Source organism: Sphingobium sp. LMC3-1-1.1, from assembly GCF_040676285.1.
In the GTDB taxonomy this organism is placed as follows: domain Bacteria; phylum Pseudomonadota; class Alphaproteobacteria; order Sphingomonadales; family Sphingomonadaceae; genus Sphingobium.
Genome location: NZ_JBEGHQ010000056.1, coordinates 36,476 through 59,263, shown reverse-complemented (window position 1 = coordinate 59,263; position 22,788 = coordinate 36,476). Strand labels below are relative to the sequence as shown.

Sequence of the window (22,788 nt, the reverse complement as noted above, 5' to 3'; positions counted from 1 at the left end):
CGCTGAAGCCGTCATATCTTCAAAAGCGGAAAACCGGTTCCCACTTCTCCCCGCGATGCTCTAGAACAGGTCTGCGCCACCCGTCGCAGGTGGCCGAACGAGCGAGGGAGCAAGGGCGCGCATGGACATATTGGTGACGACCGACTGGCTTGAGGGGGAATTGGGCAAGCCCGACCTCCGGATCGTCGACGCCAGCCTGTTCCTGCCCGGTGTGCCCCGCAATCCCCAGGCCGAGTTCGAGGCCGCCCATATCCCCGGCGCCGTCTTCCTCGACCTTCCCAGCCTGGCCGACCCCGACGATCCGCGCCCCGGCATGCTGCCGACCGATGATTTCATGACCGAGCGTTGCCGGCGCCTTGGCATCGACGCGGACAGCCGCATCATCGTCTATGACAACAGCCCGACCCACAGCGCGGCGCGCGGCTGGTGGATGATGCGCCTCTATGGCGTGGGCAAGGGCGCGGCGATCCTCGACGGCGGCCTTTCGAAATGGCTGGCGGAGGGACGGCCGACGGAAAGCGGCATGCCCGAAACGGCGCCCGGCAATGCCATCGCAAGGCGCGACGCAGGCCAGGTCCGCACCAAGGAGGATATTCTCGCCAATCTCGAAAGCGGGTCGGAACAGGTACTGGATGCACGGGGCGCCGCGCGCTTCACGGGCGAGGAACGGGAACCCCGCCCCGGCATGGCGTCGGGCCATATTCCGGGCAGCCGCAACATCCCCTCCTCTGCCTTCTACCATGCCGACAACAGCATGAAGCAGGGCGAGGAACTGCGCCGCCTGTTTCTCGACGCCGGGACGGATTTCGACCGCCCGATCATCACCAGCTGCGGCAGCGGCGTGACGGCCGCGATCCTGCTCGCGGGCCTGGAACTGCTCGGCAAGACCGATGTCACCCTCTATGATGGAAGCTGGTCCGAATGGGGGCTGGACCCGGCCACGCCGAAAGCGACCGGTCCCGCCGCATGACCCGGAAGTCGGGCAAGAACGGGGACCGCAAGCCCCTGACCCAAATCGCCCAGGCGGGCCGCAAGCCCGAATGGACCGGCATGCCCGGCCAGCCCGGAGGCATCGTCAACCCGCCGGTCTGGCGCGCCTCGACCATTCTTTACGACGATGTCGCGCATCTGCGCGGCGCGGCAGGGCGCAGCACGCATGAACGGCTGTTCTACGGCCGCAAGGGCACGCCCACGGCATGGAGCCTGGCCGACGCCCTCACCGAAATGGAGCCGGGCGCCGAAGGCACCATGCTCTATCCGTCAGGAGTCGCGGCCATCGCCTGCGCGCTGATGGCGGTGCTGAAACCCGGCGACCAGCTTCTGATGGTCGACAGCGCCTACGACCCGACACGCAATTTCTGCGAGCAGATGCTCCGTCCTTTCGGCGTGGAGACGGTTTATTACGATCCGACCGTGGGCGCGGGGATCGCGGCGCTCATCACCGACGCCACCCGCGCCATCTTCATGGAAAGCCCCGGCAGCCTGACCTTCGAGGTGCAGGACGTGCCCGCTATCACCGCCATTGCGCGGGACAGGGGCATAACGACGCTGATCGACAACACATGGGCCACCCCCTATTTCTTCCCGGCGCTCGGCCATGGCGTCGACATCAGCATTCTCGCCTGCACCAAATATATCGTCGGCCATAGCGACGTGATGATGGGGTCGGTCACGGCCACTCCCGCCTTCTTTCCCAGGATCCGCCAGACCGCCTATCTTTTCGGGCAGATGACCAGCCCCGACGATGCCTGGCTCGCGGCGCGCGGTCTGCGGACATTGGGCGTCCGGCTCAACCAGCATCAGGCGAGCGCGCTGCGCATCGCGCAATGGCTGTCGCAGCAGCCCGACATCGCCCGCGTTCTCCACCCGGCCCTGCCCTCCTGTCCCGGCCATGCGCTTTGGGATCGCGATTTCACCGGTTCAAGTGGCCTGTTCAGCTTCGTCCTCAAGGGCGGCGATGAAGCGGCCCGTGCCGCCCTGATCGACGGCCTCGCGCATTTTGGCATCGGCTATAGCTGGGGCGGCTTCGAAAGCCTCGCGCTTCCGGTCGATCCCGCCCGCTACCGCACGGCCACCGCCTGGCAGGCGGAGGGGCCGGTCGTCCGCCTCCAGATCGGGCTGGAGGACGCCGACGACCTCATCGCCGATCTCGACGCGGGCCTTGCCCGCTTCCGGGCCGCGCGCGGATGACGCCGGGCTTGCCCGAACTTCTGCCGCTGTTGCCGGGCGATCCGGCCATCGTCCATCCCTTGGTCGCGCTGGCGCTGGCCATCGCCATCCATTTGATTGCCGGCGCGGTCGCCCGCATCGCCGCGCCGCGCCTGCGCCGCCGATTCCGCGGCCTGGGGGAGGCGCTGGCGGGGCATTTGCGCCCGATCCTGCGCCACGGCATCGCCGCAGCCGTCACGGCGCTGGCGGTCGCCTTCTGGCCGGTCGGGGATCTGGCGCATCTGGTGCTGAGCGCCGCGCTCGCCCTGTCGCTGTCGCTGCTCGCCGTGCATGTCCTGCGCAGCCTCGCCATTCCGCGCCTTGCCGTGCTGCCGATCGCCTTGCTGCTGTTCGTCATGGTTCTTTCCGGCAGCAGCGGTGGCTTCGCTCCCGTGGCGGACATGCTCGACGGCGTTGGCCTGGACCTTGGCAAGCGGCGCGTCACCTTGTTGGGGCTGGTCAGCATGGCTGCGATCTGCGTCGCGCTGTTCGCCCTGGTGCGCCTTGCCAACCGCATCATCGGGCGCAGCATCACGCACGCCCATGGCCTGGACGCCACGCAGAAGCTGCTGGCGCAGAAGCTGGCCGCCATCGTCGTGGTGGTCGCGGCCTTCTTCATCGGCGTGGACCTGCTCGGCGTCGATCTCACCGCCTTCACCGTCTTCTCCGGCGCGCTGGGCCTCGCCGTCGGCTTCGGCCTGCAAAAGACCTTCGGCAATCTGATCGCCGGCATCATCCTGCTGATGGACCGGTCGATCAAGCCGGGCGACGTCATCGTCGTCGGCGACAGCTTCGGCTGGGTGAACAAGATCGGCGTGCGCGCCGTCAGCGTCATCACCCGCGACGGCAAGGAACATCTGATCCCGAACGAGAATCTGATGACGCAGGAGGTGGAGAACTGGTCCTATTCCGACCGCAATGTCCGCGTCCGCATTCCCGTCGGCATCGGTTATGACAGCGACCTCCAGCTCGCGCAGGAACTGATGCTGCGCGCCGCGCAGGAAAGCCCCCGCGTGCTTCGCAATCCCAAACCCAATGTCTGGCTCACCGCCTTTGGCGAAAACCGCGTTGAACATGACATATTGGTGTGGATCAGCGACCCGGAAAGCGGCATCGGCAGTGTGAAATCGGATGTGCTCGGCCGAGTGTGGCGGCTGTTCCGCGACCATGGCATCACCATCCCCTATCCGCAGCGCGTCATTCATGCACCGCGCGATGCGGCACCGCCCCTGCCGTAGCGCAACGATCCCCAATTGCGGCAAAAAGCGCGCGCGACGCCGCGCCGTGCCACAATCATGCCTAAATTTGTTGCAGACCAGCAACATTACAGACGCAAACGTCATCGTTCCGCAATAAAATCTTGTGCGCTGCAACGGCGGCGGGCATCTCCTCCTTCGTTGAGGCAACCCGGTCCATCCCGCACAGGGCAATAGAGATCCGGGACCATGACGCAGGTGGGACCATCGCAGATACCATCAAGGGGACATCATATGCGTAAGTCCATACTCGGCCTCTCGGCCCTTGCCCTTGCCGCCATGTCGGCACCCGCTTTCGCTCAGGACGAGCCCACGCCCGATCTCACCGTGACCGGCACGGCCGCCGTGGTGACCGACTATCGCTTCCGCGGCATCTCGCAGACCGACAAGCGTTTCGCGCTGCAGGGCAGCATCACCCTGACGCACAGCTCGGGCTTCTACGTCTCGACCTGGGGCAGCTCGATCGATGATTATGTCGCCAATGGCAGCGACCAGGAACTCGACCTGATCGCCGGCTATTCCAAGACCGTCGGCGCGGCGACCTTCGACGTCGGCGTTCTCTATTACTACTATCCCGGTTCGGCCGGCGCGAACACCGATTTCGTCGAGCCCTATGCCTCCATCAAGGGCACGTTCGGCCCGGCGACCGCCAAGGTGACCGCCAATTATGCGCCCAAGCAGAAGGCGCTCACCGTCGACGGCATTCACAAGGAAGACAACCTGTACCTCGCCGGTGACCTGTCGGCCAGCATCCCGAACACCCCGCTGGGCGTGACGGCGCATCTGGCCCACAGCTTCGGGCCCAGCTATCTGGTCCCGGTCGGCAAGGGCTACACCGACTGGAGCGTCGGCGCGACCTATACGTGGAGCCATCTGACCTTCGGCGTCAGCTATGTCGACACGGACACCCATTTCCGTCCCAAGGCTGCTGCGGGCAACTTCCGCGATGCGGCCAGGGGCGCAGTGGTCGGTTCGGTCACCGCATCCTTCTGATCGCCTGAAAAAGGATGAAGAGGCCGCGCTCCCCGTGGGCGCGGCCTTTTTTGCGCTTTGCGGCTCGCCTGGGTGCGGGCCGCGCCCTATAAAGGGCGCATGACCGCCTTCTCGCTGATCCTCCTCTTCCTCGTGACCGTCGCCGCGATGGAGGGCTTCGCCTATGTCATGCACCGTTGGGTCATGCACGGGCCGGGCTGGTTCCTGCACGCCAGCCACCATCGGGAACGCCCCGGCCGCTGGGAAGCGAACGACCTGTATTTCGTGATCTTCGCCATGCCCTCCATCCTGCTGCTGCTGGGGGGCGCGCAATGGCATTGGGGCGATTGGGCGACGGCGACCGGCGCCGGCATCGCGGCCTATGGCGCCATCTATCTGGGTTTCCACGACATCATCGTCCATCGCCGCGTCCGCCATCACCATGTGCCGCGCTCCGCCTATATGAAGCGCATCGTCCAGGCCCATCGCCTGCATCATGCGGTCGAGACGAAGCAGGGCTGCGTCAGCTTCGGCTTTCTCGTGGCGCCCAGTCCGGATGCGCTGAAACGCGCCCTCGCCCGCAACGGCAAGGCCGGACTGCGCGCCGCCAAGGGCGTTCTGGAGGGCTGAAGCCCATGCGTGCGGCGCCGGATAGCCCTTCGCCGAAGCCGCGCCTCCTCTAACCGCTTTCCACTCCGCCCAAAGCCCGGTAAGTGCCGGCAATGGCTTCGCATCCCGCACCGATCGCGCGTTCGCTCTTCGTATTTTCGATCTTCTACGGCGGCATGGTCTGCATTGCCGGCGTGCTCGGCAACAAGCAGGTGACGCTGGGGCCCCTGTCGGCCATCGGTCCCTGGTTCGGCCTCGGCCCGCTGGCGGTGGAGGCGGGCATCTTCGCCTTCCTGCTGCTGGTGACGATTTCCAGCGCGGTGGCGGAACTGCACGGCCCGGCCGTCGCCAACCGGCTGGTGCGGATCGGCTTCCTGCCGCTGATCGCATCCATATTGCTTTCCATCGCCGTGCTGTCCGTACCCGCCGCGAGCGACATGGACCCGGCGCGGCGCGATGCCTTTGCGCTGATGATGGGCGGCACGCCCCGGATCTGGCTCGGCGGGATCATCGCCTATGGCATTTCCCAGACCTTGAACGTCACCCTCTTCGCCGCACTCAAGGGGCGCGAGGGCAGCCGCCTGCTCTGGCTGCGCGCCGCGGTGGCGAGCATATTGTCGCAGATCGCGGACACGCTGCTCTTCGTCTCCATCGCCTTTTACGGGGTGTTCCCGATCGGGGAGCTGCTGCTGGGGCAGATGCTGGCGAAGGTCACGCTGTCGGCGCTGCTTGTGCCGCCCGTCCTCTATGCGCTGGTCGCGCTGGGGCGCCGCCTGGACCGTTAGCTTGCGGCGACGCGCATAGTGCCCTATGCGCCCGCGCATGAACAGCAAGCACGCCCCCGATCCGGCGCTCCTCGCCAAGGCCGAAACGCTCGTCGAGGCGCTCCCCTATATGCAGCGCTATGCGGGCAAGACCTTCGTCGTCAAATATGGCGGCCATGCCATGGGCGATCCCGAGGCGGCGCGCGATTTCGCCGAGGACGTCGTGCTGATGAAGGCGGTCGGCATCAATGTCGTCGTCGTCCACGGCGGCGGTCCGCAGATCGGCGCGATGCTGAAGAAGCTGGGCGTCGAGTCGCAGTTCGTCGGCGGCCTGCGCGTCACCGACAAGGAAACCGCGCAGATCGCGGAAATGGTGCTGGCCGGATCGATCAACAAGGAAATCGTCGGCTGGATATCCGGCGCGGGCGGCCGGGCCGTCGGCATTTCGGGCAAGGATGGCGGGCTGGTCCTGTGCGAAAAGGTGCTGGGCAAGCGTGAGGCGGACCCCAATTCCGGCATAGAGCGCAATGTCGACCTGGGCTTTGTCGGCGATCCGGTGAGGGTCGACCGCAGCATCCTGGACACGCTGACCCAGAATGGCATCATTCCGGTGGTCGCGCCCGTGGGCATCGGCGCGGATGGGCACACCTACAATGTCAATGCCGACACCATGGCGGGCGCCATCGCGGCGGAATTGCAGGCGGCCCGCTTCTTCCTCCTCACCGATGTCGCCGGCGTTCTGGACAAGCAGGGCCAGTTGCTGACCGACCTGGACCCGCATGCGATCAGGGGGCTGGAAGAGGACGGCACCATCAGCGGCGGCATGATCCCCAAGCTGGAAACCTGCGTCCGGGCGGTCGAAGGCGGGGTGGACGCCGCCGTCATCCTGGATGGGCGGGTGCCGCACGCAATGCTGCTGGAAATCTTCACCGATCGCGGTGCGGGTACGTTAGTCCGCCGGTGAACCGGGCCCCTTCGGGCTTGAAGCAAAGCGCATGGGCGGCCCGCCAGCGTGCCGCATGGCAGGCGGCGGTCGGGGGCGCCGTGCGCGGCGTCGCGAAAATCCATGGGCGCGGTGCGGCAACGGGCCTGATGAAGTCCGCACCCAGGCTATCTTATGGGTTTTCCGCAATTTCCGGGCGTTCAGATGTTCCATCTGACTTGAAATCGCTTTAGAGCGATTGGCCATCAATTCGGAGATCGCATGGCCTACGCCCTCTATCAGATCATCGTCATCCTGCTCGATGTGCTGTGGTGGATCATCATCATCCAGGCCATCATGAGCTGGCTGATCGCCTTCAATGTCGTCAATCTTTCCAATGATTTCGTGCGCACGGTGATGGTCGCGCTGGATCGGATGACGGCGCCGATATACAATCCGATCCGCCGGGTGCTGCCGGACCTGGGGGCGCTCGACCTCTCGCCCATGGTCGTGCTGCTGGGCATTCTGATCATCCGCCAGGCCATATTGCCGCCGCTGTTCGGCCTGGTGTGACGGTCTGGCACCGGGACGGCGACGATCTCATCCTCTCGGTCCGGTTGACGCCGGGCGCGACGCGGGAAGAGATTGGCGGCGTCTGGACGGACGACAAGGGCGCAACCTGGCTGCGTGCACGCGTACGCGCCGTGCCGGAAAAGGGAAAGGCCAATGCGGCGCTGGTCGCATTGCTGGCGAAGCGGCTGGAGTGGCCACGCAGCGCGATTTCACTGGAATCGGGTGACACCAACCGGCTAAAGCGGCTGCGGATCAAGGGGGGCGGTGAGGCGTTGACGCTGGAGCATTTCCAATCGAGATGCGAGCAGCTGACATCTCAGGAAATGCGGTAGCCGCAGCGCCGGGCTTTGCGCCATCATCAAGGAACAGGTTGAAGCATCATGACCATCGGCAAGATCATCGACGGCAAGGCCTTTGCGGAGACGCTTCGTGGCAAGGTCGCGGACGGGGTCGGCGCTTTCATCGCGAAGACCGGGCGCAAGCCGGGGCTGGCGGTGGTGCTGGTGGGCGAGGATCCGGCCAGTTCCGTCTATGTCCGCAACAAGGGCAAGATGACCGTCGCCGCCGGCATGGAAAGCATGGAATTCAAGCTGCCCGCCTCCATAGGCGAGGAGGAATTGCTGGACCTGGTCGAGGAACTGAATGCCGACGACCGGGTCGACGGCATCCTCGTCCAACTGCCGCTGCCATCGCACATCAACGAGGCATCGGTGATCGGCACGATCGATCCCGCCAAGGATGTCGACGGTTTCCATGTCGTCAATTCGGGCCTGCTCGCCACCGGGCAGGAGGCGATGGTGCCCTGCACGCCGCTGGGCTGCATCATGCTGCTCAAGGATGAACTGGGCGATCTTTCGGGTCTGGAAGCTGTCGTCGTCGGCCGATCCAACATCGTCGGCAAGCCGATGGCGCAATTGCTGCTGGCGGAAAACTGCACCGTCACCATCGCGCACAGCCGCACGCGGGACATCGCCTCCGTCGTGCATCGCGCCGACATCGTGGTCGCGGCCGTGGGCCGGGCGGAAATGGTGAAGGGCGAGTGGATCAGGCCCGGCGCGACAGTGATCGACGTCGGCATCAACCGCGTCACCGATACGGAGGACGGCAAGAGCCGGATCGTCGGCGACGTCGCCACGGCCGAAGCGCTGGCCCATGTCCGCGCCATCACTCCGGTGCCGGGGGGCGTCGGCCCGATGACCATAGCCGTCCTGCTGCGCAATACGCTGGTCGCGGCCCATGCGCGAGCGGGGCTCGCAAAGCCGGAGGGGCTGTGAAGGCGCGCGCCGCGTTCCTGGCCCTGACATTGCTGGCGCTGGCGGGCGCACGCCCGCCTATGCGCTATCAGCCCGACCCCAGTTCCGTGTTCGCGGCCGAACTCGCCTTCAACCGGCTCGCGCAGCAGAAGGGGCAATGGACCGCCTTCCGCGAAACGGCGGCGGACGAGGCGGTGATGTTCGTGCCGCAGCGGGTGTTGGCGAAGCAATGGCTGAAGGGGCGCGCCGACCCGCCTGCCCCGGTAAGCTGGACCCCCTCGACCATCTATGTGTCCTGCGACGGCAATCTGGCGGCCAGCACCGGCGGCTGGAAGCGGCCGGACGGATCGGTCGGCTATTTCACCACTATCTGGCAGCGGGACAAGAAGGGCGAGTGGAAATGGATCATGGACCATGGCGACACGCTCGCCAGCGCCCGTGAAGCGCCCGAATTCCTCATCGGCAAGGTCGCGACCTGCAAGCGCGGCCGCGCCGGGGACGGCCCTCGACCCACCGCCTCGCCGCCGGACCGCAAGGCGACAAAGGGCGAGACACCGCCAGCCCCTCGCGATGAAAGCCTGAGCTGGACCGCCGACGTCGCTGCCGACGGCAGCCGCCGCGTGACCGTACGCATGTGGAACGGGACCGACTATGACATGGTGATCGACGACAGGGTGGCCGCGACGCAATGACGGAACTGTTCATCTCCGCCTTCGTCACCCTGTTCGTCGTGATCGATCCGCCGGGCTGCGCGCCGATCTATGCCAGCCTCACCACCGGGGCGACGCAGATCCAGCGCCGCAGCATGGCGATCCGCGCCGTCGCTATCGCGGCAGGCATCCTGCTGCTGTTCGCGCTGTGGGGCAAGCAGTTGCTGGGCACCTTGGGGATCGCACTGGACAGTTTCCGCATCGCGGGCGGCATCATGCTGTTCATCATCGCCATGGACATGGTGTTCGAAAAGCGCACCCAGCGGCGAGAGGACCGGGCGCAGAAGATCGCCGAAACGCCCGAGGTCGAGGATGTGTCGGTCTTCCCCATGGCGATGCCGATGATCGCCGGGCCGGGTTCGATCGCCACGGTCATGCTGCTGATGTCGCGGGCCGAGGGGTTGAGCGAGCGGCTGGTGGTGATCGGCGCGGTGGTCGTGACGCTGGCGCTGATGCTGGGGTCGCTGCTGGCGGCGGGGCCGATCATGGCTTTGCTCGGGTCCAAGATCGAGGCGGTGATCACAAGACTGCTGGGCGTCCTGCTGGCCGCGCTGGCCGCGCAATTCGTGATCGATGGACTGAAGGCGAGTTTCTGAGCATTGCGGGGAAAAGCGGCCATGCTTTTCCCTTTCAAACGCTGCGACGCCAGAGGCCGGAGCGTCACCGCCTGGCACAAAATCGCCTCAGCGGCTCCAGCGGGCCCAGATCGCAGTAGGCAGCATCAATCCGCGCGCCTCTTCGCGCACCACCAGTTCACCTGCTTCGACGGTGCCCGGCAGATCGGCAAACGCCTGGCGCAACAATTCCCCGATCGCCAGCGCCGACATGCGGACGGCATAGACGGTCAGGAACAGGAAACGGCTGTCCGCGTCCAGCAATTGCCGGCAATGCGCGATCAGCCCCGGCAGATCCTCCTCCAGCCGCCACACTTCCCCATCGGGGCCCCGGCCATATTTGGGGGGATCGAGCAATATGCCGTCATAGCGGCGCCCGCGGCGTACCTCGCGCGCCACGAACTTTGCGGCATCGTCGACGATCCAGCGAACCGGCCGATCCTCCAGCCCGGACAACGCCGCATTGGCCCGCGCCTGCGCCACCGACTTCTTGGACGCGTCGACATGCACCATCTGCGCGCCCGCCGCCGCCATCGCCAGCGTGCCCACGCCGGTATAGCCGAACAGGTTCATCACCTGCGCCTGATCACCTGCGCTGACCTTGTCCGCGATCCGGCCGCGCATCCATTCCCAGACCGGCGCCATGTCGGGAAAGAAGCCGAGATGACGGAAGGGGGTGCAGCTCGACTGGAAGGTGACTTCGTTCCAATCCAACGGCCAGCCTTCAGCAGGCACCGGTCGCTCATAGAACCAGCGCCCGCCGCCCTCCTCGTCGGAACCGGGGACGAATTCGCCGTCGGCCTGCCAGTCATCCTGCGCCGGAGCCCACATCGCCTGCGGTTCCGGCCGGATGAAGCGGAAACGGCCATAGCGCTCCAGCTTTCGCCCGTGGCCCGAATCGATCAGGCCATAATCGGACCAGGGCTCACCGATAAGGGTCTGGAGTTTCACCTCAGCCCCTCGGCGTCGCGCGCTCCGCGACATAGGCCGTGACCGCGTCGAAGGTGCCGGGCAGCTTGGCATAGGCCTCTTCCCGTGCGAACAGGTCACCCACGCGCGAGGGCAAGGAGGGGCGAATGCCCGTGGCGCGCTCGACCGCCGTGGGGAATTTCGCAGCATGCGCCGTCGCCAGCGTGACCACAGGCACCGCCGGGTCGAGCTCGGCCGACCGCGCCGCCGCCAGGCCGACCGCGCTGTGTGGATCGATCACCTGCCCGGCCGCATCATAGGCCCAGCGCATGGCCATGGTCATGGCGTCGGCGTCGATCCGCGCGGACGTGAACAGCGCCGCCGCGCCGTCCCGCTGCGCATTGGTGAGGCGCATCGCCCTGCTCGTTTCGAAACCCCTCATCTGTTCGGCCAGCGCCTTGCCATCGCGCCCGCCCGCGTCGAACAGCAGTCGCTCGAAGTTCGAGCTGACCTGGATGTCCATGCTGGGAGTAGCCGTCGCCACCACCTGCCCCTGGCTGTAGTCGCCATCGGACAGGGCGCGGTGGAGGATGTCGTTGACATTGGTCGCCACCATCAGCTTCGCGACGGGCAATCCCATCTTCGCCGCGACATAACCCGCGAACACGTCGCCAAAATTGCCTGTCGGGACGGAGAAGGCGACGGAACGTTCCGGCGCCCCCAGGCGGACGGCGGCGTAGAAATAATAAACGACCTGCGCCATCAACCGCGCCCAGTTGATGCTGTTCACCGCCGACAGGTTGAAGCGGCGCGCGAAATCGGCGTCGTTGAACATCGCCTTCACCAGCGCCTGCGCATCGTCGAAGCTGCCGTCAATGGCGATGTTGTGGACATTGGGTGCCCGCACCGTCGTCATCTGCCGCCGCTGCACATCCGACACACGGCCTTCCGGGTGCAGCATGAAGATATCGATCTTGGCACGGCCGGCGACCGCATCGATCGCCGCCGACCCGGTATCGCCGGATGTCGCGCCGACGATGGTCAGATGATCGTCCCGGCGTGACAGGAAACGCTCGAACAAATGGCCGAGCAGTTGCAGGGCCACGTCCTTGAACGCCAACGTCGGCCCGTGGAACAGTTCCAGCAGCCAGTGGCGATGGTCAAGCTGCACCAGCGGCGTCACCGCATCATGGCTGAACCGGCCGTAGGCGGCGGTGCACAGTTCCCGCAATTCCTCTTCGCCCAGTGATCCGGCGACAAAAGGCGCCATGACCCGCACTGCCGTTTCCACATAGGAGAGGCCCGCCAGCGCACGTATCTGCTCAGCGGAAAAGCTGGGCCAGCTTTCCGGCACATAGAGCCCGCCATCGGACGCCAGCCCCGCCAGCGTCACATCCTCGAACCCGAGCGCGGGCGCGCTCCCTCTGGTGCTTACATAGTGCATGATGGGGTAGCGCGGTAACGCCGGACGCGCCTCCGGGCAAGCTTTTAAGGTCGCGGCTTCCGCTTGCGCAGCGCGAGGACATAGATGATCGCCGCGATCCCAGCGAAGAAGAACCACTGCACCGCATAGGCCAGGTGATTGTTCGGCACGTCAGCCACATTGGGCGGGGCCAGCGGCTTGAGGCCCGGTACCGGCTCTCCGGCGATCAGCATGGGCCGCAAGGGCATGGCCTTGCCGCCGATCCGCGACAGGAGCGAACGATGGTCGGGCTCCTCCCCGATCCAGCCGCGCATCTGCCCCCCCTGCCACTGGGGTTTGGCGTCCGGCGTCCTGGCGACGCCCGCAGCGACCAGCACCCCCGGCCCCTCGATACCCGTCGCGCATTCGGCGATGTAGCGGTAGCCGACCGACCCATCGGCCGCCCGTCCAGCTTCGCTGTGCCAGCGGACGACACGCAGGCAATGGGCGGAGGAGCGCCGAAACAGAAGGTCTGCGGGCACAGGCGGATAGGCCGGAAAGGTGACGGCGGGCCGGACCGGATTCGCCGCGACGAGGCTCAGCATCGCCTCCTTCTCCGCCCTGCGTTGAAGCTGCCAGATGCCGAGGCCGACCATCACCAGCACCGCCGCCGCCACGATCAGCGTCGGGACAAGGGGGAAGCGCCGGCTCATGGCTGGCGTTCCCCTTCGGTCAACCGCCCCTCGCGCGCCTTGTTGCGATATTCGAGGATGAGCAGCGCGCCCTTCGCCACGCGCAGGCTGCCGATCACCGCGACCACGGTCAGCGGCGTCCAGAGCAGGATATGCAGCCAGAGCGGCGGATGGACCTTCAATTCCAATATCAACGCCATCGCCACCATCAGCGCGCCGATGATCAGCGTCAGGAACGCTGCGGGCCCGTCGCCGACATTGAACTGGCCATAGTCCAGCCCGCAGTTCCTGCATGACGCGGCAAAGCCCACAGGCCCCGCGAACAGAGTCGGCGCGCCGCATTGCGGACAGGCGCCCCGGGCCGAAGCGATCAACAGCGGCTGCGGCTCAGGGGATTGTGGGTCTGGCGGGGACATGGGCTCAGGCATAATGCCCCCGGCCGGAAAAGAAAACGGCCGGAGCAAGTCCGGCCGTTTTCCGTAAATCGATCGGCGAAAGGATCAACCGCCGTGCACCGGCGCGCCCCAGCCGCCCCACACATAGATGGCGACGAAAAGGAACAACCACACCACGTCGACGAAATGCCAGTACCAGGCAGCCGCCTCGAAACCGAAATGCTGGCGCGGGGTGAAGTCGCCCTTGTGCGCGCGGATCAGGTTCACCAGCAGGAAGATGGTGCCGATCAGGACGTGGAAGCCGTGGAACCCGGTCGCCATGTAGAAGGCCGAGCTGTACGGACTGCCGCCGAAGGGGAACGGCGCATGGGCATATTCATAGGCCTGGATCGACGAGAAGAGGGCGCCCAGGATAACCGTCAGCGTCAATCCCTTCTTCAGGCCGTCGCGATCACCATGAATCAGCGCATGGTGCGCCCAGGTGACGGTCGTGCCCGAACAGAGCAGGATCAGGGTGTTGAGCAGCGGCAGTTCGAAGGCGTTCATCACCTCGATGCCCTTGGACGGGAACATGCCCTCGATCGGCGCCAGCTGGCTGGGGAAGAGCGAGAAGTCGAAGAACGACCAGAACCAGCCCACGAAGAACATGACTTCCGATGCGATGAACAGGATCATGCCGTAGCGCAGGTGAAGCTGCACCACCGGCGTATGATCGCCCGCATGAGCCTCCGCAATGACATTGGCCCACCAGCTGTACATGGTGAACAGGACGCCAGCGACGCCGATCAGGAACACCCAGCCGCCGCCGGCGGGCAGCGCATCGGGATGCATCCACATGATCGCGCCGAAAGCCATGACCAGCGCCGACATGGAGCCGAAAAACGGCCAGATGCTGGGCGGAAGAATATGATAATCGTGGTTCTTGGCGCCTGCCATGACGTTTCTCATCCCCGTTCGCGTTATGATTGTGCCTTAGCTTGGCTTCTTGTCCTGCTCAACAGGATAGAAGGTGTAGCTGAGCGTGATTTCCTGCGTGTCCTTATTGTCGGCATCCGTCAATATCTTGGGATCGACATAATAGATCACCGGCATGCGCACCTGTTCACCCGGCTTCAGCGTTTGCTGGGTGAAACAGAAGCACTGGATCTTGGTGAAATAGGCCCCTGCCTGGAGCGGCGTGACGTTGAAGCTGGCGGAGCCGGTGACCGGCTTGTCCGACATGTTCTTCGCGATGAATATCGCCATGGTGCGCGCGCCGACCGTCACCGTCTGGGTGCTGCGCTCCGGGTAGAATTTCCACGGCATGCCGGGCGCTACGTTGGAATCGAAGCGGATCGACATGCGATGCCCGACCGCTTCTGCCACCTGCACGCCGGCAGCGGCGCGCTGCGTGGTGCCGCCAAAGCCCGTCCGCTGGCAGAAGATCCGGTAGAGCGGCACCGAAGCGAACCCCAGCCCCAGCATCGCCAGGCCTACGCCAGCCATGCCGATCATGGTGCGCCGGTTGCGGCGATCCCGGTCGAAGGGTGAAGGCGGAAGGCTCGCCATCAATGACCCCCACCGATCTTGGCGATGGTGATCGCGTAGAAGAGAATGACCAGAGCGCCCAGCAGCAGCCCCGTCACGATGGCGCGCGCCTTCTGCCGCGCGCGAATCTGGCCGTCCTCCTCGGGGGTCATGCGGCCACCCAGCGGTCGACGACCACCGCACCGAAAAGGAGGAACAGGTACAGGATCGAATATTTGAACAAGCGCTTTTCCGGCGCCATCCGCGCAGGATCACTCTCGCGCCGGCGCAACACCTGGAAGGCCAGCAATGCGAACAGCGCCGTTCCGAGCAGCGCCGTCGTGCCATAGATCGGGCCCGTCAGGCGCAACAGGACCGGGGCCATGGCGGCCACGGCCATGATGGCGGTGTAGAACCAGATATGGCGCCGCGTCGCCACTTCACCCGAAACCACCGGCAGCATGGGAATGCCGGCGGCGGCATAATCCGTCTTCACGAACAGGGCCAGTGCCCAGAAATGAGGCGGAGTCCAGAAGAAGATCAGCATGAACAGCGCAATCGGAAGCGCGCTGATGTCGCCCGTGACCGCCGCCCAGCCGATGACTGGCGGAAAGGCGCCCGCCGCACCACCGATGACGATATTCTGTGCCGTGCGGGGCTTGAGCCAGATGGTGTAGACGAACACGTAGAAGAGGATCGACACGGCCAGTACGGCAGCCGCGAGCCAGTTAGTCGCGATACCCATCAGCAGGACCGAGAAGAAGGACAGGCCTACACCGAAATGCAGCGCGGACTGGCGATCCATCCGGCCCGCGGGCAACGGACGGTTGGCCGTGCGCTTCATCTTCGCATCAATATCGGCTTCATACCATTGGTTGAGCGCGGCGGCCGCGCCCGCCCCCAAAGCTATGCACAGGATTGCGGTGAAGGCGAGAACCGGATGGATATGCCCAGGCGCCGCGAGCAGGCCGCACAGCCCGGTGAAGACGACCAGCGTCATCACCCGCGGCTTAGTCAGCGCGACGAAGTCCCGCCAGTGCGCGGGAATCGTGAAAGCCGAACCTTCGGACATGATCGGCGAACTTGCCATAATCTCCTCACGCGGCGTCCCGGCGCGACGGCCACGCCGGGACTGCCCTGATTCCAGGACTGGCGGCCTTTACCCCAATCCTTGCGTCCCGGCAAACCGGGACGCCCGCCGATGATCAGTCGATGACCGGCAGCGTTTCGAACTGGTGGAAGGGCGGCGGGCTGGACAGCGTCCATTCCAGCGTGGTGGCGCCTTCACCCCAGGGATTACCCTCCGCCTTCTTGCCGGCGACCAGCGACCAGACAAGGTTGACGAAGAAGATCAGCATGCCCGCGGTCATGACTTCATAGCCGTGGCTCGCCACCTTGTTCCAATAGGCGAACGCTTCCGGATAATCGGGGTAGCGACGCGGCATGCCCGACAGGCCCAGGAAGTGCATCGGGAAGAACAGCATGTTCACGCCGACGAAGAACACCCAGAAGTGGAGATGGCCCAGAAATTCATTGTACATGCGACCCGACATTTTCGGGAACCAGTAGTAGAACCCGGCGAACAGGCCGAACACCGCACCCAGCGAAAGGACGTAGTGGAAGTGCGCGACCACATAATAGGTGTCGTGCAGCACGTCGTCGACGCCGCCATTGGCCAGCACCACGCCGGTGACGCCGCCCACAGTGAACAGGAAGATGAAGCCCAGCGCCCAGACCATCGGGGTCTTGTAGCTGATGGAACCGCCCCAGATCGTCGCGATCCAGGAGAAGATCTTGATGCCGGTCGGCACCGCGATCACCATGGTGGCGGCGGTGAAGTACATCTTCACGTTCACCGACATGCCGGTGGTGAACATGTGGTGCGCCCAGACAACGAAGCCGACCACGCCGATCGCGACCATGGCATAGGCCATGCCGAGATAGCCGAAGACCGGCTTGCGGCTGAAGGTCGAGACGATCTGGCTGATGATGCCGAAGCCCGGCAGGATCATGATGTACACTTCGGGGTGGCCGAAGAACCAGAAGAGATGCTGGTACAGTTCAGGATCGCCGCCACCGGCCGCGTCATAGAAGGTCGTGCCGAAATTGCGGTCGGTCAGCAGCATGGTGATCGCCGCAGCGAGAACCGGCAGCGCGAGCAGCAGCAGGAAGGCGGTGACCAGCACCGACCAGACGAACAGCGGCATCTTGTGCAGCGTCATGCCCGGTGCGCGCATGTTCAGGATGGTGGTGATGAAGTTGATCGCGCCCAGGATCGAGCTGGCGCCCGCGATGTGGAGCGACAGGATCGCCATGTCGACCGCCGGACCCGCCGAACCGCTGGTGGACAGCGGGGCATAGACCGTCCAGCCGGTGCCCGCGCCATTGCCGGTGCCGCCGGGCACGAAGGTCGAGCCGAGCAGCAGGGCGAAGGCGGGGATGAGCAGCCAGAAGCTGATGTTGTTCATCCGCGGGAAGGCCATGTCCGGCGCGCCGATCATGATCGGCACGAACCAGTTGCCAAAGCCGCCGATCATAGCGGGCATCACCATGAAGAAGACCATGATGAGGCCGTGGGCGGTGATCAGCACGTTCCAGAGGTGATAGGCCTGGTCCAGCGTGGCGGTGGGGCCATCGCTGAACTGCGCCCAGGTCTGGAGATACTGGATGCCGGGCTGCGCCAGTTCGGCACGCATCAGGCCCGAGATCGCGCCGCCGATGATACCGGCAATGATCGCGAAGATCAGATAGAGTGTGCCGATATCCTTGTGGTTGGTCGACATGAACCAACGCTGGAAGAAGGCCGGCTTGTGGTCGGCGTCATGATGCTCATGAGCATGATCGCCGTGATGATCTGCGGTAATGGTGGTCATGGCGTCTTGCCCTTACATCAAAGCTTGGCGGCAGGCGCGGCAGCCGGGGCCTGCGCCGTGGTCGCGGGGGCGGCCTTCAGCGTGCCGCCCTGCGAGAGCACCCACTGGTTGAACTGGTCCTGCGGAAGCGCCTCGATCGCGATCGGCATGAAGCCATGGCGCGCGCCGCACAGTTCCGAGCACTGGCCGTAATAGACGCCTGGCTCCTCGATGGTGAAGCTCTTCTCATTGAGGCGGCCCGGCACGGCGTCCATCTTCACCCAGAGCGAAGGGACCGCAAAGCTGTGGATCACGTCGGCCCCGGTGATGATCAGCTTGATCGGACGGCCGACCGGCAGGACCAGGCGATTGTCGGGCGCCAGCAGATAGGGCTCGCCATTCGCCTCCGCCTTGTCGCGGGGCAGCAGGTTCGAAACGAATTCCGGAATGGCGTTGTCAGGATATTCATAGCCCCAATACCATTGGTAGCCGGTGACCTTGACGGTCAGCGCATCCTTGGGCGCAGGCTTGTACTGGTCCGCCAGCAGGCCGATCGAGGGAATAGCGATGGCGAGCAGGATCACGACCGGCACCACCGTCCAGATCACCTCGATCACCGTGTTGTGCGAGGTCTTGGACGGCGTCGGGTTGGCGCTGCGGCGGAAGCGGACCATGACATAGAGCATCAGGACCAGAACGAAGATCGAGATGATGGTGATGATCGGCAGCAGCATCTTGTCATGCAGCCAGCGCGCGGTGTGCCCGGTTGGCGAGAATTGCTTCTGAAGAGTGATTTCACCCGGCATCGGCATGCCGACGCCAAGAGTGGGCTTCATCCGGGGCGGCGCAGCGACCTTCGCCGCTGGCGCGGCCTGTGCGGCGGGCGCTGCTGCATTGCCGGCCGAATCAGCCGCTGCGGTTTCGTTCCCGGCGGCCGGAGCCGCCACCGCGGCATTTTCCTGGGCCAGCGCCGGACCGTTCATGGCGAGCGTGGGCGCAAAGGCCAACAACCCGGCGAGAACGAGCGATTTCACCTTGTTCATAAGCGTCTTCTTACCCCGTAACCCCTTGGCGCCGCAGCAACGAAGACACACGCATACACGTCCCCCCCGCCCGTATCGGTCTGCCGCGGCTTATAAGCATCTTTTTTTACGCCTCAAGCTTCCACAACCAGATTTTCTTCGCTGTTGCAACGCCTAGTTGGTGAGCCTATCTCGCACCCCGCGCGCAATTGCGCATATATGGGGCGAGATCATGGGGCGACCCATGGTGAAAAGGCGTGCCGCATCGCGCCCGAGCGGGGCGGCGTGGGCGAATGGATCAAGACAAGAATGACCGACGAGGAAGTATTAGCGGAATTCAGGGCTGCGGGCGCGTTGCTGGAGGGGCATTTCATCCTTTCCTCGGGCCGCCGCAGCGCCAATTATCTTCAGTGCGCGCGCGTGTTGATGAACGCGGAGCGGGCCGGACGGCTGGCGCGCGCCGTGGTGCAGAAGCTGCCCCGCGAATTGCGGCAGGACATCGATCTGGTGGTGTCCCCTGCGATGGGTGGGCTCATCATCGGCCATGAAATCGGCCGCGCGCTCGACAAGGACGCCGTTTTCCTGGAACGTCCCGAGGGCACGTTCGAACTGCGCCGCGGCTTCGCCATCACGCCGGGACAGAAGGTGCTGATGGTGGAGGACGTCGTCACCACCGGCCTCTCCTCCCGCCAGGCGATCGAGGCGGTAGAGGCGGAGGGCGGCATCGTCATCGCGGAAGCCGCGCTGGTCGACCGTTCCGCCGGAGAAGTGGATCTGGGCGTTCCCTTCTACCCGCTCGTCAGCATCAATTTCCCCGTCTATGACGCGGACCAGGTCCCGCCCGAACTGGCGGCGATCCCCGCGATCAAGCCCGGCAGCCGGAAGCAGTAGCCATGTCGCAAACCCCCGCTCATCTGCGCCTGGGCGTCAACATCGATCATGTGGCGACCATTCGCAACGCGCGCGGGGGAACGCATCCCGACCCGGTCAAGGCGGCGCTGCTGGCGGCCAAGGCGGGCGCGGACGGCATCACCGCCCATCTGCGCGAGGATCGGCGGCACATTCGCGATGAGGATATCGCCACGCTGATGGCGGCGCTGACGGTGCCGCTGAACCTGGAAATGGCGGCGACGCAGGAAATGCTGGGCATCGCGCTCCGGCATCGGCCGCATGCCGCCTGCATCGTGCCGGAAAAGCGCGAGGAGCGGACCACCGAGGGCGGGCTGGACGCCGCCGGGCAGATCGACGCTCTCCGCCCCATCGTCGGCGCGCTGGGCGATGCCGGGGTGCGTGTCAGCCTGTTCATCGAACCTGACGCCGCGCAGATCGAGGCAGCCATTCGACTAGGCGCTCCCGTGGTCGAACTGCATACGGGCCGCTACGCGCATCTGGAGGGTTCCGAACGGGCGGAGGAGCTGCGGCGGCTGGCCGATGCGGCAGCGCTGGCGGCGAAGAATGGCATCGAACCGCATGCGGGCCATGGCCTGACCTTCGACAATGTCGGGCCGGTCGCCGCGATCCCGCAGGTCGCCGAACTCAATATCGGCCATTTCCTGATCGGGGAGGCGATCTTCAGCGGGTTGGAGAGCAGCATTCGCGAAATGCGCCGCCAGATGGACCTGGCCCGTTGATCGTCGGCCTCGGTTCCGACCTCTGCAATATCGAGCGGATCCAGAATTCGCTCGACCGCTTCGGGGAGCGGTTCGAGAATCGCGTGTTCACCGATGTGGAGCGGGCGAAGGCCAACCGCCGTCCCTTCACCAAGGCGGGCACGCTCGCCAAGCGCTTCGCGGCAAAGGAAGCGTTTTCGAAGGCCGTGGGCACCGGCTTCAAACGGGGCGTTTTCATGAAGGACATCGGCGTCGTCAACAGCCCAAGCGGCGCCCCGACGCTGCAGCTGAGCGGCGGAGCACTCGCCCGGCTCGAATCGCTGGTGCCGGCCGGACATCGGCCCGTCGTTCACCTGACGCTCACCGACGATCATCCATGGGCACAAGCCTTTGTGATTATCGAAGCCTTGCCATTATAAGCGCCGCATCTCTCCAGCCGGAAATCCTCCCATGACGGCAGCCGACATGACCGAAAACGATTCTGCCCCATCCGACCAGCCCGGCCCGGTTTCCGAGCCGGAAAAGGCGTCCGTGAACTGGTGGCACGAGGCGAAAAGCATCACCCTGCTGATCCTGGCGGTGCTGGCCTTCCACAGTTTCGTGGCCAAGCCCTTCTACATTCCCAGCGAATCGATGATGCCCGTGCTGCTGAAGGGCGACCGGCTGGTGGTCAGCAAATATCCCTATGGCTGGTCCTACGTCTCGCCCAGCTTCCATCCGCTGCCCTTCCTGAAGGGCCGGATCTTCGGCCGCATGCCCGACCGTGGCGATATCGTCATCGTTTCGCCGCAGGACAAGCGGGAGGATTATATCAAGCGGGTCATCGGCCTGCCTGGCGACATATTGGAGGTGCGGGGCGGACAGGTCGTGCTGAACGGCGTGCCGGTGCCGCAAAGGGTACTGAAGCCCATCCGCATCCCTGTTGACGGCAACGCCCCCTGCCCACCCGCGCAATTCCCCGGCGCGCTGGTCACGGATGCGAACGGCAAAAGCTGGTGCGAATTGCCGGTGCGGCAGGAAGTGCTGCCCAACGGCAAGACCTATGTCATCATCGATATGGGCCCAAGCACGCTCGACTGGTACGGCCCGGTGCGGATCCCCCCGAATCACGTCTTCCTGATGGGCGACAATCGCGACAACAGCGCCGACAGCCGCGCGCCGCTGGAGGAGAACGGACTGGGCGGACCAGTGCCGTGGGAAGCCATTGGCGGCCGGGCGGAGTTCATCACCTTCTCGCTCGACGGCGATTCATCCTGGAACCCGCTAAGCTGGCTCCATGCCCTGCGCGGTGGCCGAGCCGGGAACAGCCTGCGCCCGGCGAGCGTTACTCCACCGAAATAAGCCTTGCACAGGGGGCCTGGATTGAGCGGGACGAAAATCCACATTGAGGAACCCGGCCCCAGCGAATTGCGCAGCCCGCTGGTCCAGCATGAAATCAAGCGCGCGGGGGTCTGGTTCGCCATCGGCATCGCCATCGCGCTGCTCGTGCTGCTCGCGCAGCCGATCATGCTCATCATGGGCGCATTGGTCCTGACCACGATGATGGATGGTGGCACCCGGCTGCTGGGCCGGGTCCTGCCGATCGGGCGCGGCTGGCGACTGGCCCTGGTGCTGATCGCCGCCCTCGCCTTCCTGATCTATACCTTCTACCTGACGGGATCGAGCCTGGCTGCGCAGGCACAGGCGATGCGGGTCATCGTCGAGACGCAGATCAACCGCATTGGCCAATGGCTGCAACAGCTCGGCATCACCACCACGCCAGAGGATTTCAAGAGCCTGGCGCAACAGGCGATGAGTTCGCTCGGACGGGTGACGGCGGCGGTGGGGACGATGGTCGGTGCGGTCACCAGCGGGGTGATGATGCTGGTGCTCGCCATCTTCATCGCGATAGAACCCAAGCTCTATGAGCGCGGCGTCGCCTGGATGCTGCCGATGGACAGGCGCGGTCGCTTCTACGCCATTGCCGACCGGATGGGCTGGACGCTCCGGCGGCTGATGTTCGGCCGGCTGATCGGCATGACGGTGGAAGGCGTGGGAACCTGGCTGCTGCTTTGGGCCGGCGGGGTGCCGATGGCCGGGCTGCTCGGCATATTGACCGGACTGTTCGCCTTCCTCCCCAATATCGGGTCGATCATCTCCGGCGTGCTGATCGTGCTGGTCGGCTTTTCGGCGGGCGTGAATGCCGGGCTATATGCGTTCGGCGTCTATCTGGTGGTGCAGATCGTCGACGGTTACCTGATCGTGCCGATGGTGGCCAAGCGCGCCACCGATCTGGCCCCCGCGCTCGTGCTGGCGGCGCAAATCCTGTTCGGCGCGCTGTTCGGGATCATGGGTCTGTTTCTCGCCGACCCGATCATCGCGATGATCAAGGTCTATCTGGAGGAGCGGTCGAAGGCGCTGGAAGCGGAGAATGAGAGGAGCGCGGCTGTCCCGGTCACGGGATGATCATTCCTTTTGCTCTTGGATTATAAGGGGACTTCAAGCATCGTGCGAAAAACCGGACAGCGATCATCCGATTG

At 65.1% G+C, this 22,788-nt stretch carries 27 protein-coding genes; 17 read left to right on the top strand and 10 right to left on the bottom strand.

Translation table 11 applies throughout. The annotated features are described in order from the left end of the window. The first annotated feature begins 121 nt into the window (after positions 1–121). The 12 genes from sseA to MRBLMC3_RS19010 all read left to right on the top strand — a co-directional run bounded on the left by sseA (position 122) and on the right by MRBLMC3_RS19010 (position 9,863). Positions 122–970: a 3-mercaptopyruvate sulfurtransferase gene (gene sseA, locus MRBLMC3_RS19065; protein ID WP_363831357.1), complete on the top strand. Its 849-nt coding sequence runs from the start codon at positions 122–124 to the stop codon at positions 968–970. Continuing rightward, entirely contained in the window at positions 967–2,190 is a 1,224-nt protein-coding gene (metC, locus tag MRBLMC3_RS19060) for a cystathionine beta-lyase (RefSeq protein WP_363831684.1), read from the top strand. The genes sseA and metC overlap by 4 nt, the downstream gene beginning before the upstream one ends. Then, positions 2,187–3,446: a mechanosensitive ion channel family protein gene (locus tag MRBLMC3_RS19055; protein ID WP_363831355.1), complete on the top strand. Its 1,260-nt coding sequence runs from the start codon at positions 2,187–2,189 to the stop codon at positions 3,444–3,446. Before metC ends, MRBLMC3_RS19055 begins: the two co-directional genes overlap by 4 nt. Positions 3,447–3,698: 252 nt before the next feature. Continuing rightward, positions 3,699–4,457 carry a TorF family putative porin gene (locus MRBLMC3_RS19050; RefSeq protein ID WP_363738130.1) on the top strand — a complete coding sequence of 253 codons (759 nt, stop codon included), beginning with the start codon at positions 3,699–3,701 and terminating at the stop codon, positions 4,455–4,457. 99 nt (positions 4,458–4,556) lie between these two features. Next, a complete protein-coding gene (locus MRBLMC3_RS19045; RefSeq protein ID WP_363831352.1) occupies positions 4,557–5,066 on the top strand; it encodes a beta-carotene hydroxylase in 510 nt (169 codons plus the stop codon). Between the two features lie 92 nt (positions 5,067–5,158). After that, positions 5,159–5,830, top strand: a complete 672-nt coding sequence (locus MRBLMC3_RS19040; protein WP_133653902.1) for a queuosine precursor transporter — start codon at positions 5,159–5,161, stop codon at positions 5,828–5,830. 25 nt (positions 5,831–5,855) lie between these two features. Next, positions 5,856–6,773, top strand: a complete 918-nt coding sequence (gene argB, locus MRBLMC3_RS19035; RefSeq protein WP_363738126.1) for an acetylglutamate kinase — start codon at positions 5,856–5,858, stop codon at positions 6,771–6,773. Positions 6,774–7,013: 240 nt separating this feature from the next. After that, on the top strand, positions 7,014–7,304 hold the full coding sequence (locus MRBLMC3_RS19030) for a YggT family protein (RefSeq protein ID WP_007688568.1): 291 nt from the start codon (positions 7,014–7,016) through the stop codon (positions 7,302–7,304). After that, the gene (locus MRBLMC3_RS19025; protein WP_363753254.1) at positions 7,301–7,636 is read left to right on the top strand and encodes a DUF167 family protein; all 336 of its coding nucleotides are present in this window, start codon (positions 7,301–7,303) and stop codon (positions 7,634–7,636) included. The genes MRBLMC3_RS19030 and MRBLMC3_RS19025 overlap by 4 nt, the downstream gene beginning before the upstream one ends. 48 nt (positions 7,637–7,684) lie before the next feature. Beyond that, on the top strand, positions 7,685–8,578 hold the full coding sequence (gene folD / locus MRBLMC3_RS19020; RefSeq protein ID WP_363831349.1) for a bifunctional methylenetetrahydrofolate dehydrogenase/methenyltetrahydrofolate cyclohydrolase FolD: 894 nt from the start codon (positions 7,685–7,687) through the stop codon (positions 8,576–8,578). Then, the gene (locus tag MRBLMC3_RS19015) at positions 8,575–9,249 is read left to right on the top strand and encodes a hypothetical protein (RefSeq protein WP_363831346.1); all 675 of its coding nucleotides are present in this window, start codon (positions 8,575–8,577) and stop codon (positions 9,247–9,249) included. Before folD ends, MRBLMC3_RS19015 begins: the two co-directional genes overlap by 4 nt. Next, complete coding sequence (locus MRBLMC3_RS19010) at positions 9,246–9,863, top strand: MarC family protein (RefSeq protein WP_363738120.1); 618 nt, start codon at positions 9,246–9,248, stop codon at positions 9,861–9,863. Before MRBLMC3_RS19015 ends, MRBLMC3_RS19010 begins: the two co-directional genes overlap by 4 nt. An 87-nt stretch (positions 9,864–9,950) precedes the next feature. Here MRBLMC3_RS19010 and MRBLMC3_RS19005 read toward each other — a convergent pair whose 3' ends face one another. The 10 genes from MRBLMC3_RS19005 to coxB all read right to left on the bottom strand — a co-directional run bounded on the left by MRBLMC3_RS19005 (position 9,951) and on the right by coxB (position 18,680). Then, complete coding sequence (locus MRBLMC3_RS19005) at positions 9,951–10,832, bottom strand: class I SAM-dependent methyltransferase (protein ID WP_363738118.1); 882 nt, start codon at positions 10,830–10,832, stop codon at positions 9,951–9,953. Position 10,833: 1 nt separating this feature from the next. Beyond that, a complete protein-coding gene (gene thrC, locus MRBLMC3_RS19000) occupies positions 10,834–12,234 on the bottom strand; it encodes a threonine synthase (RefSeq protein WP_133653909.1) in 1,401 nt (466 codons plus the stop codon). A gap of 44 nt (positions 12,235–12,278) precedes the next feature. Beyond that, entirely contained in the window at positions 12,279–12,905 is a 627-nt protein-coding gene (locus MRBLMC3_RS18995; protein WP_363831343.1) for an SURF1 family protein, read from the bottom strand. Further along, positions 12,902–13,300, bottom strand: a complete 399-nt coding sequence (locus MRBLMC3_RS18990; protein ID WP_363738117.1) for a DUF983 domain-containing protein — start codon at positions 13,298–13,300, stop codon at positions 12,902–12,904. Before MRBLMC3_RS18990 ends, MRBLMC3_RS18995 begins: the two co-directional genes overlap by 4 nt. An 84-nt stretch (positions 13,301–13,384) precedes the next feature. Continuing rightward, a complete protein-coding gene (locus tag MRBLMC3_RS18985) occupies positions 13,385–14,215 on the bottom strand; it encodes a cytochrome c oxidase subunit 3 (RefSeq protein ID WP_363738115.1) in 831 nt (276 codons plus the stop codon). A gap of 36 nt (positions 14,216–14,251) precedes the next feature. After that, entirely contained in the window at positions 14,252–14,827 is a 576-nt protein-coding gene (locus tag MRBLMC3_RS18980) for a cytochrome c oxidase assembly protein (protein ID WP_363738113.1), read from the bottom strand. Then, positions 14,827–14,958: a hypothetical protein gene (locus tag MRBLMC3_RS18975; RefSeq protein ID WP_363738112.1), complete on the bottom strand. Its 132-nt coding sequence runs from the start codon at positions 14,956–14,958 to the stop codon at positions 14,827–14,829. The genes MRBLMC3_RS18980 and MRBLMC3_RS18975 overlap by 1 nt, the downstream gene beginning before the upstream one ends. Further along, the gene (locus tag MRBLMC3_RS18970; protein WP_363831340.1) at positions 14,955–15,875 is read right to left on the bottom strand and encodes a heme o synthase; all 921 of its coding nucleotides are present in this window, start codon (positions 15,873–15,875) and stop codon (positions 14,955–14,957) included. Before MRBLMC3_RS18970 ends, MRBLMC3_RS18975 begins: the two co-directional genes overlap by 4 nt. Before the next feature lie 115 nt (positions 15,876–15,990). Further along, positions 15,991–17,658: a cytochrome c oxidase subunit I gene (gene ctaD, locus MRBLMC3_RS18965; protein WP_363831337.1), complete on the bottom strand. Its 1,668-nt coding sequence runs from the start codon at positions 17,656–17,658 to the stop codon at positions 15,991–15,993. A 17-nt stretch (positions 17,659–17,675) separates the two neighbouring features. Continuing rightward, a complete protein-coding gene (coxB, locus tag MRBLMC3_RS18960; protein ID WP_363831333.1) occupies positions 17,676–18,680 on the bottom strand; it encodes a cytochrome c oxidase subunit II in 1,005 nt (334 codons plus the stop codon). A gap of 288 nt (positions 18,681–18,968) precedes the next feature. On the opposite strand from coxB, the gene pyrE reads away from it, so the two are divergent. Genes pyrE through MRBLMC3_RS18935 form a run of 5 tightly spaced genes read left to right on the top strand, consistent with a single transcriptional unit; the run spans position 18,969 to position 22,714 of the window. Next, a complete protein-coding gene (gene pyrE / locus MRBLMC3_RS18955) occupies positions 18,969–19,550 on the top strand; it encodes an orotate phosphoribosyltransferase (protein WP_363753348.1) in 582 nt (193 codons plus the stop codon). A 2-nt stretch (positions 19,551–19,552) separates the two neighbouring features. Continuing rightward, entirely contained in the window at positions 19,553–20,290 is a 738-nt protein-coding gene (locus MRBLMC3_RS18950) for a pyridoxine 5'-phosphate synthase (RefSeq protein WP_363753274.1), read from the top strand. Then, on the top strand, positions 20,287–20,688 hold the full coding sequence (gene acpS, locus MRBLMC3_RS18945) for a holo-ACP synthase (protein ID WP_363738102.1): 402 nt from the start codon (positions 20,287–20,289) through the stop codon (positions 20,686–20,688). Before MRBLMC3_RS18950 ends, acpS begins: the two co-directional genes overlap by 4 nt. Positions 20,689–20,719: 31 nt before the next feature. Beyond that, positions 20,720–21,610, top strand: a complete 891-nt coding sequence (gene lepB / locus MRBLMC3_RS18940) for a signal peptidase I (protein WP_363831330.1) — start codon at positions 20,720–20,722, stop codon at positions 21,608–21,610. Positions 21,611–21,631: 21 nt separating this feature from the next. Then, entirely contained in the window at positions 21,632–22,714 is a 1,083-nt protein-coding gene (locus MRBLMC3_RS18935; RefSeq protein WP_208108099.1) for an AI-2E family transporter, read from the top strand. Positions 22,715–22,788: the final 74 nt, after the last annotated feature.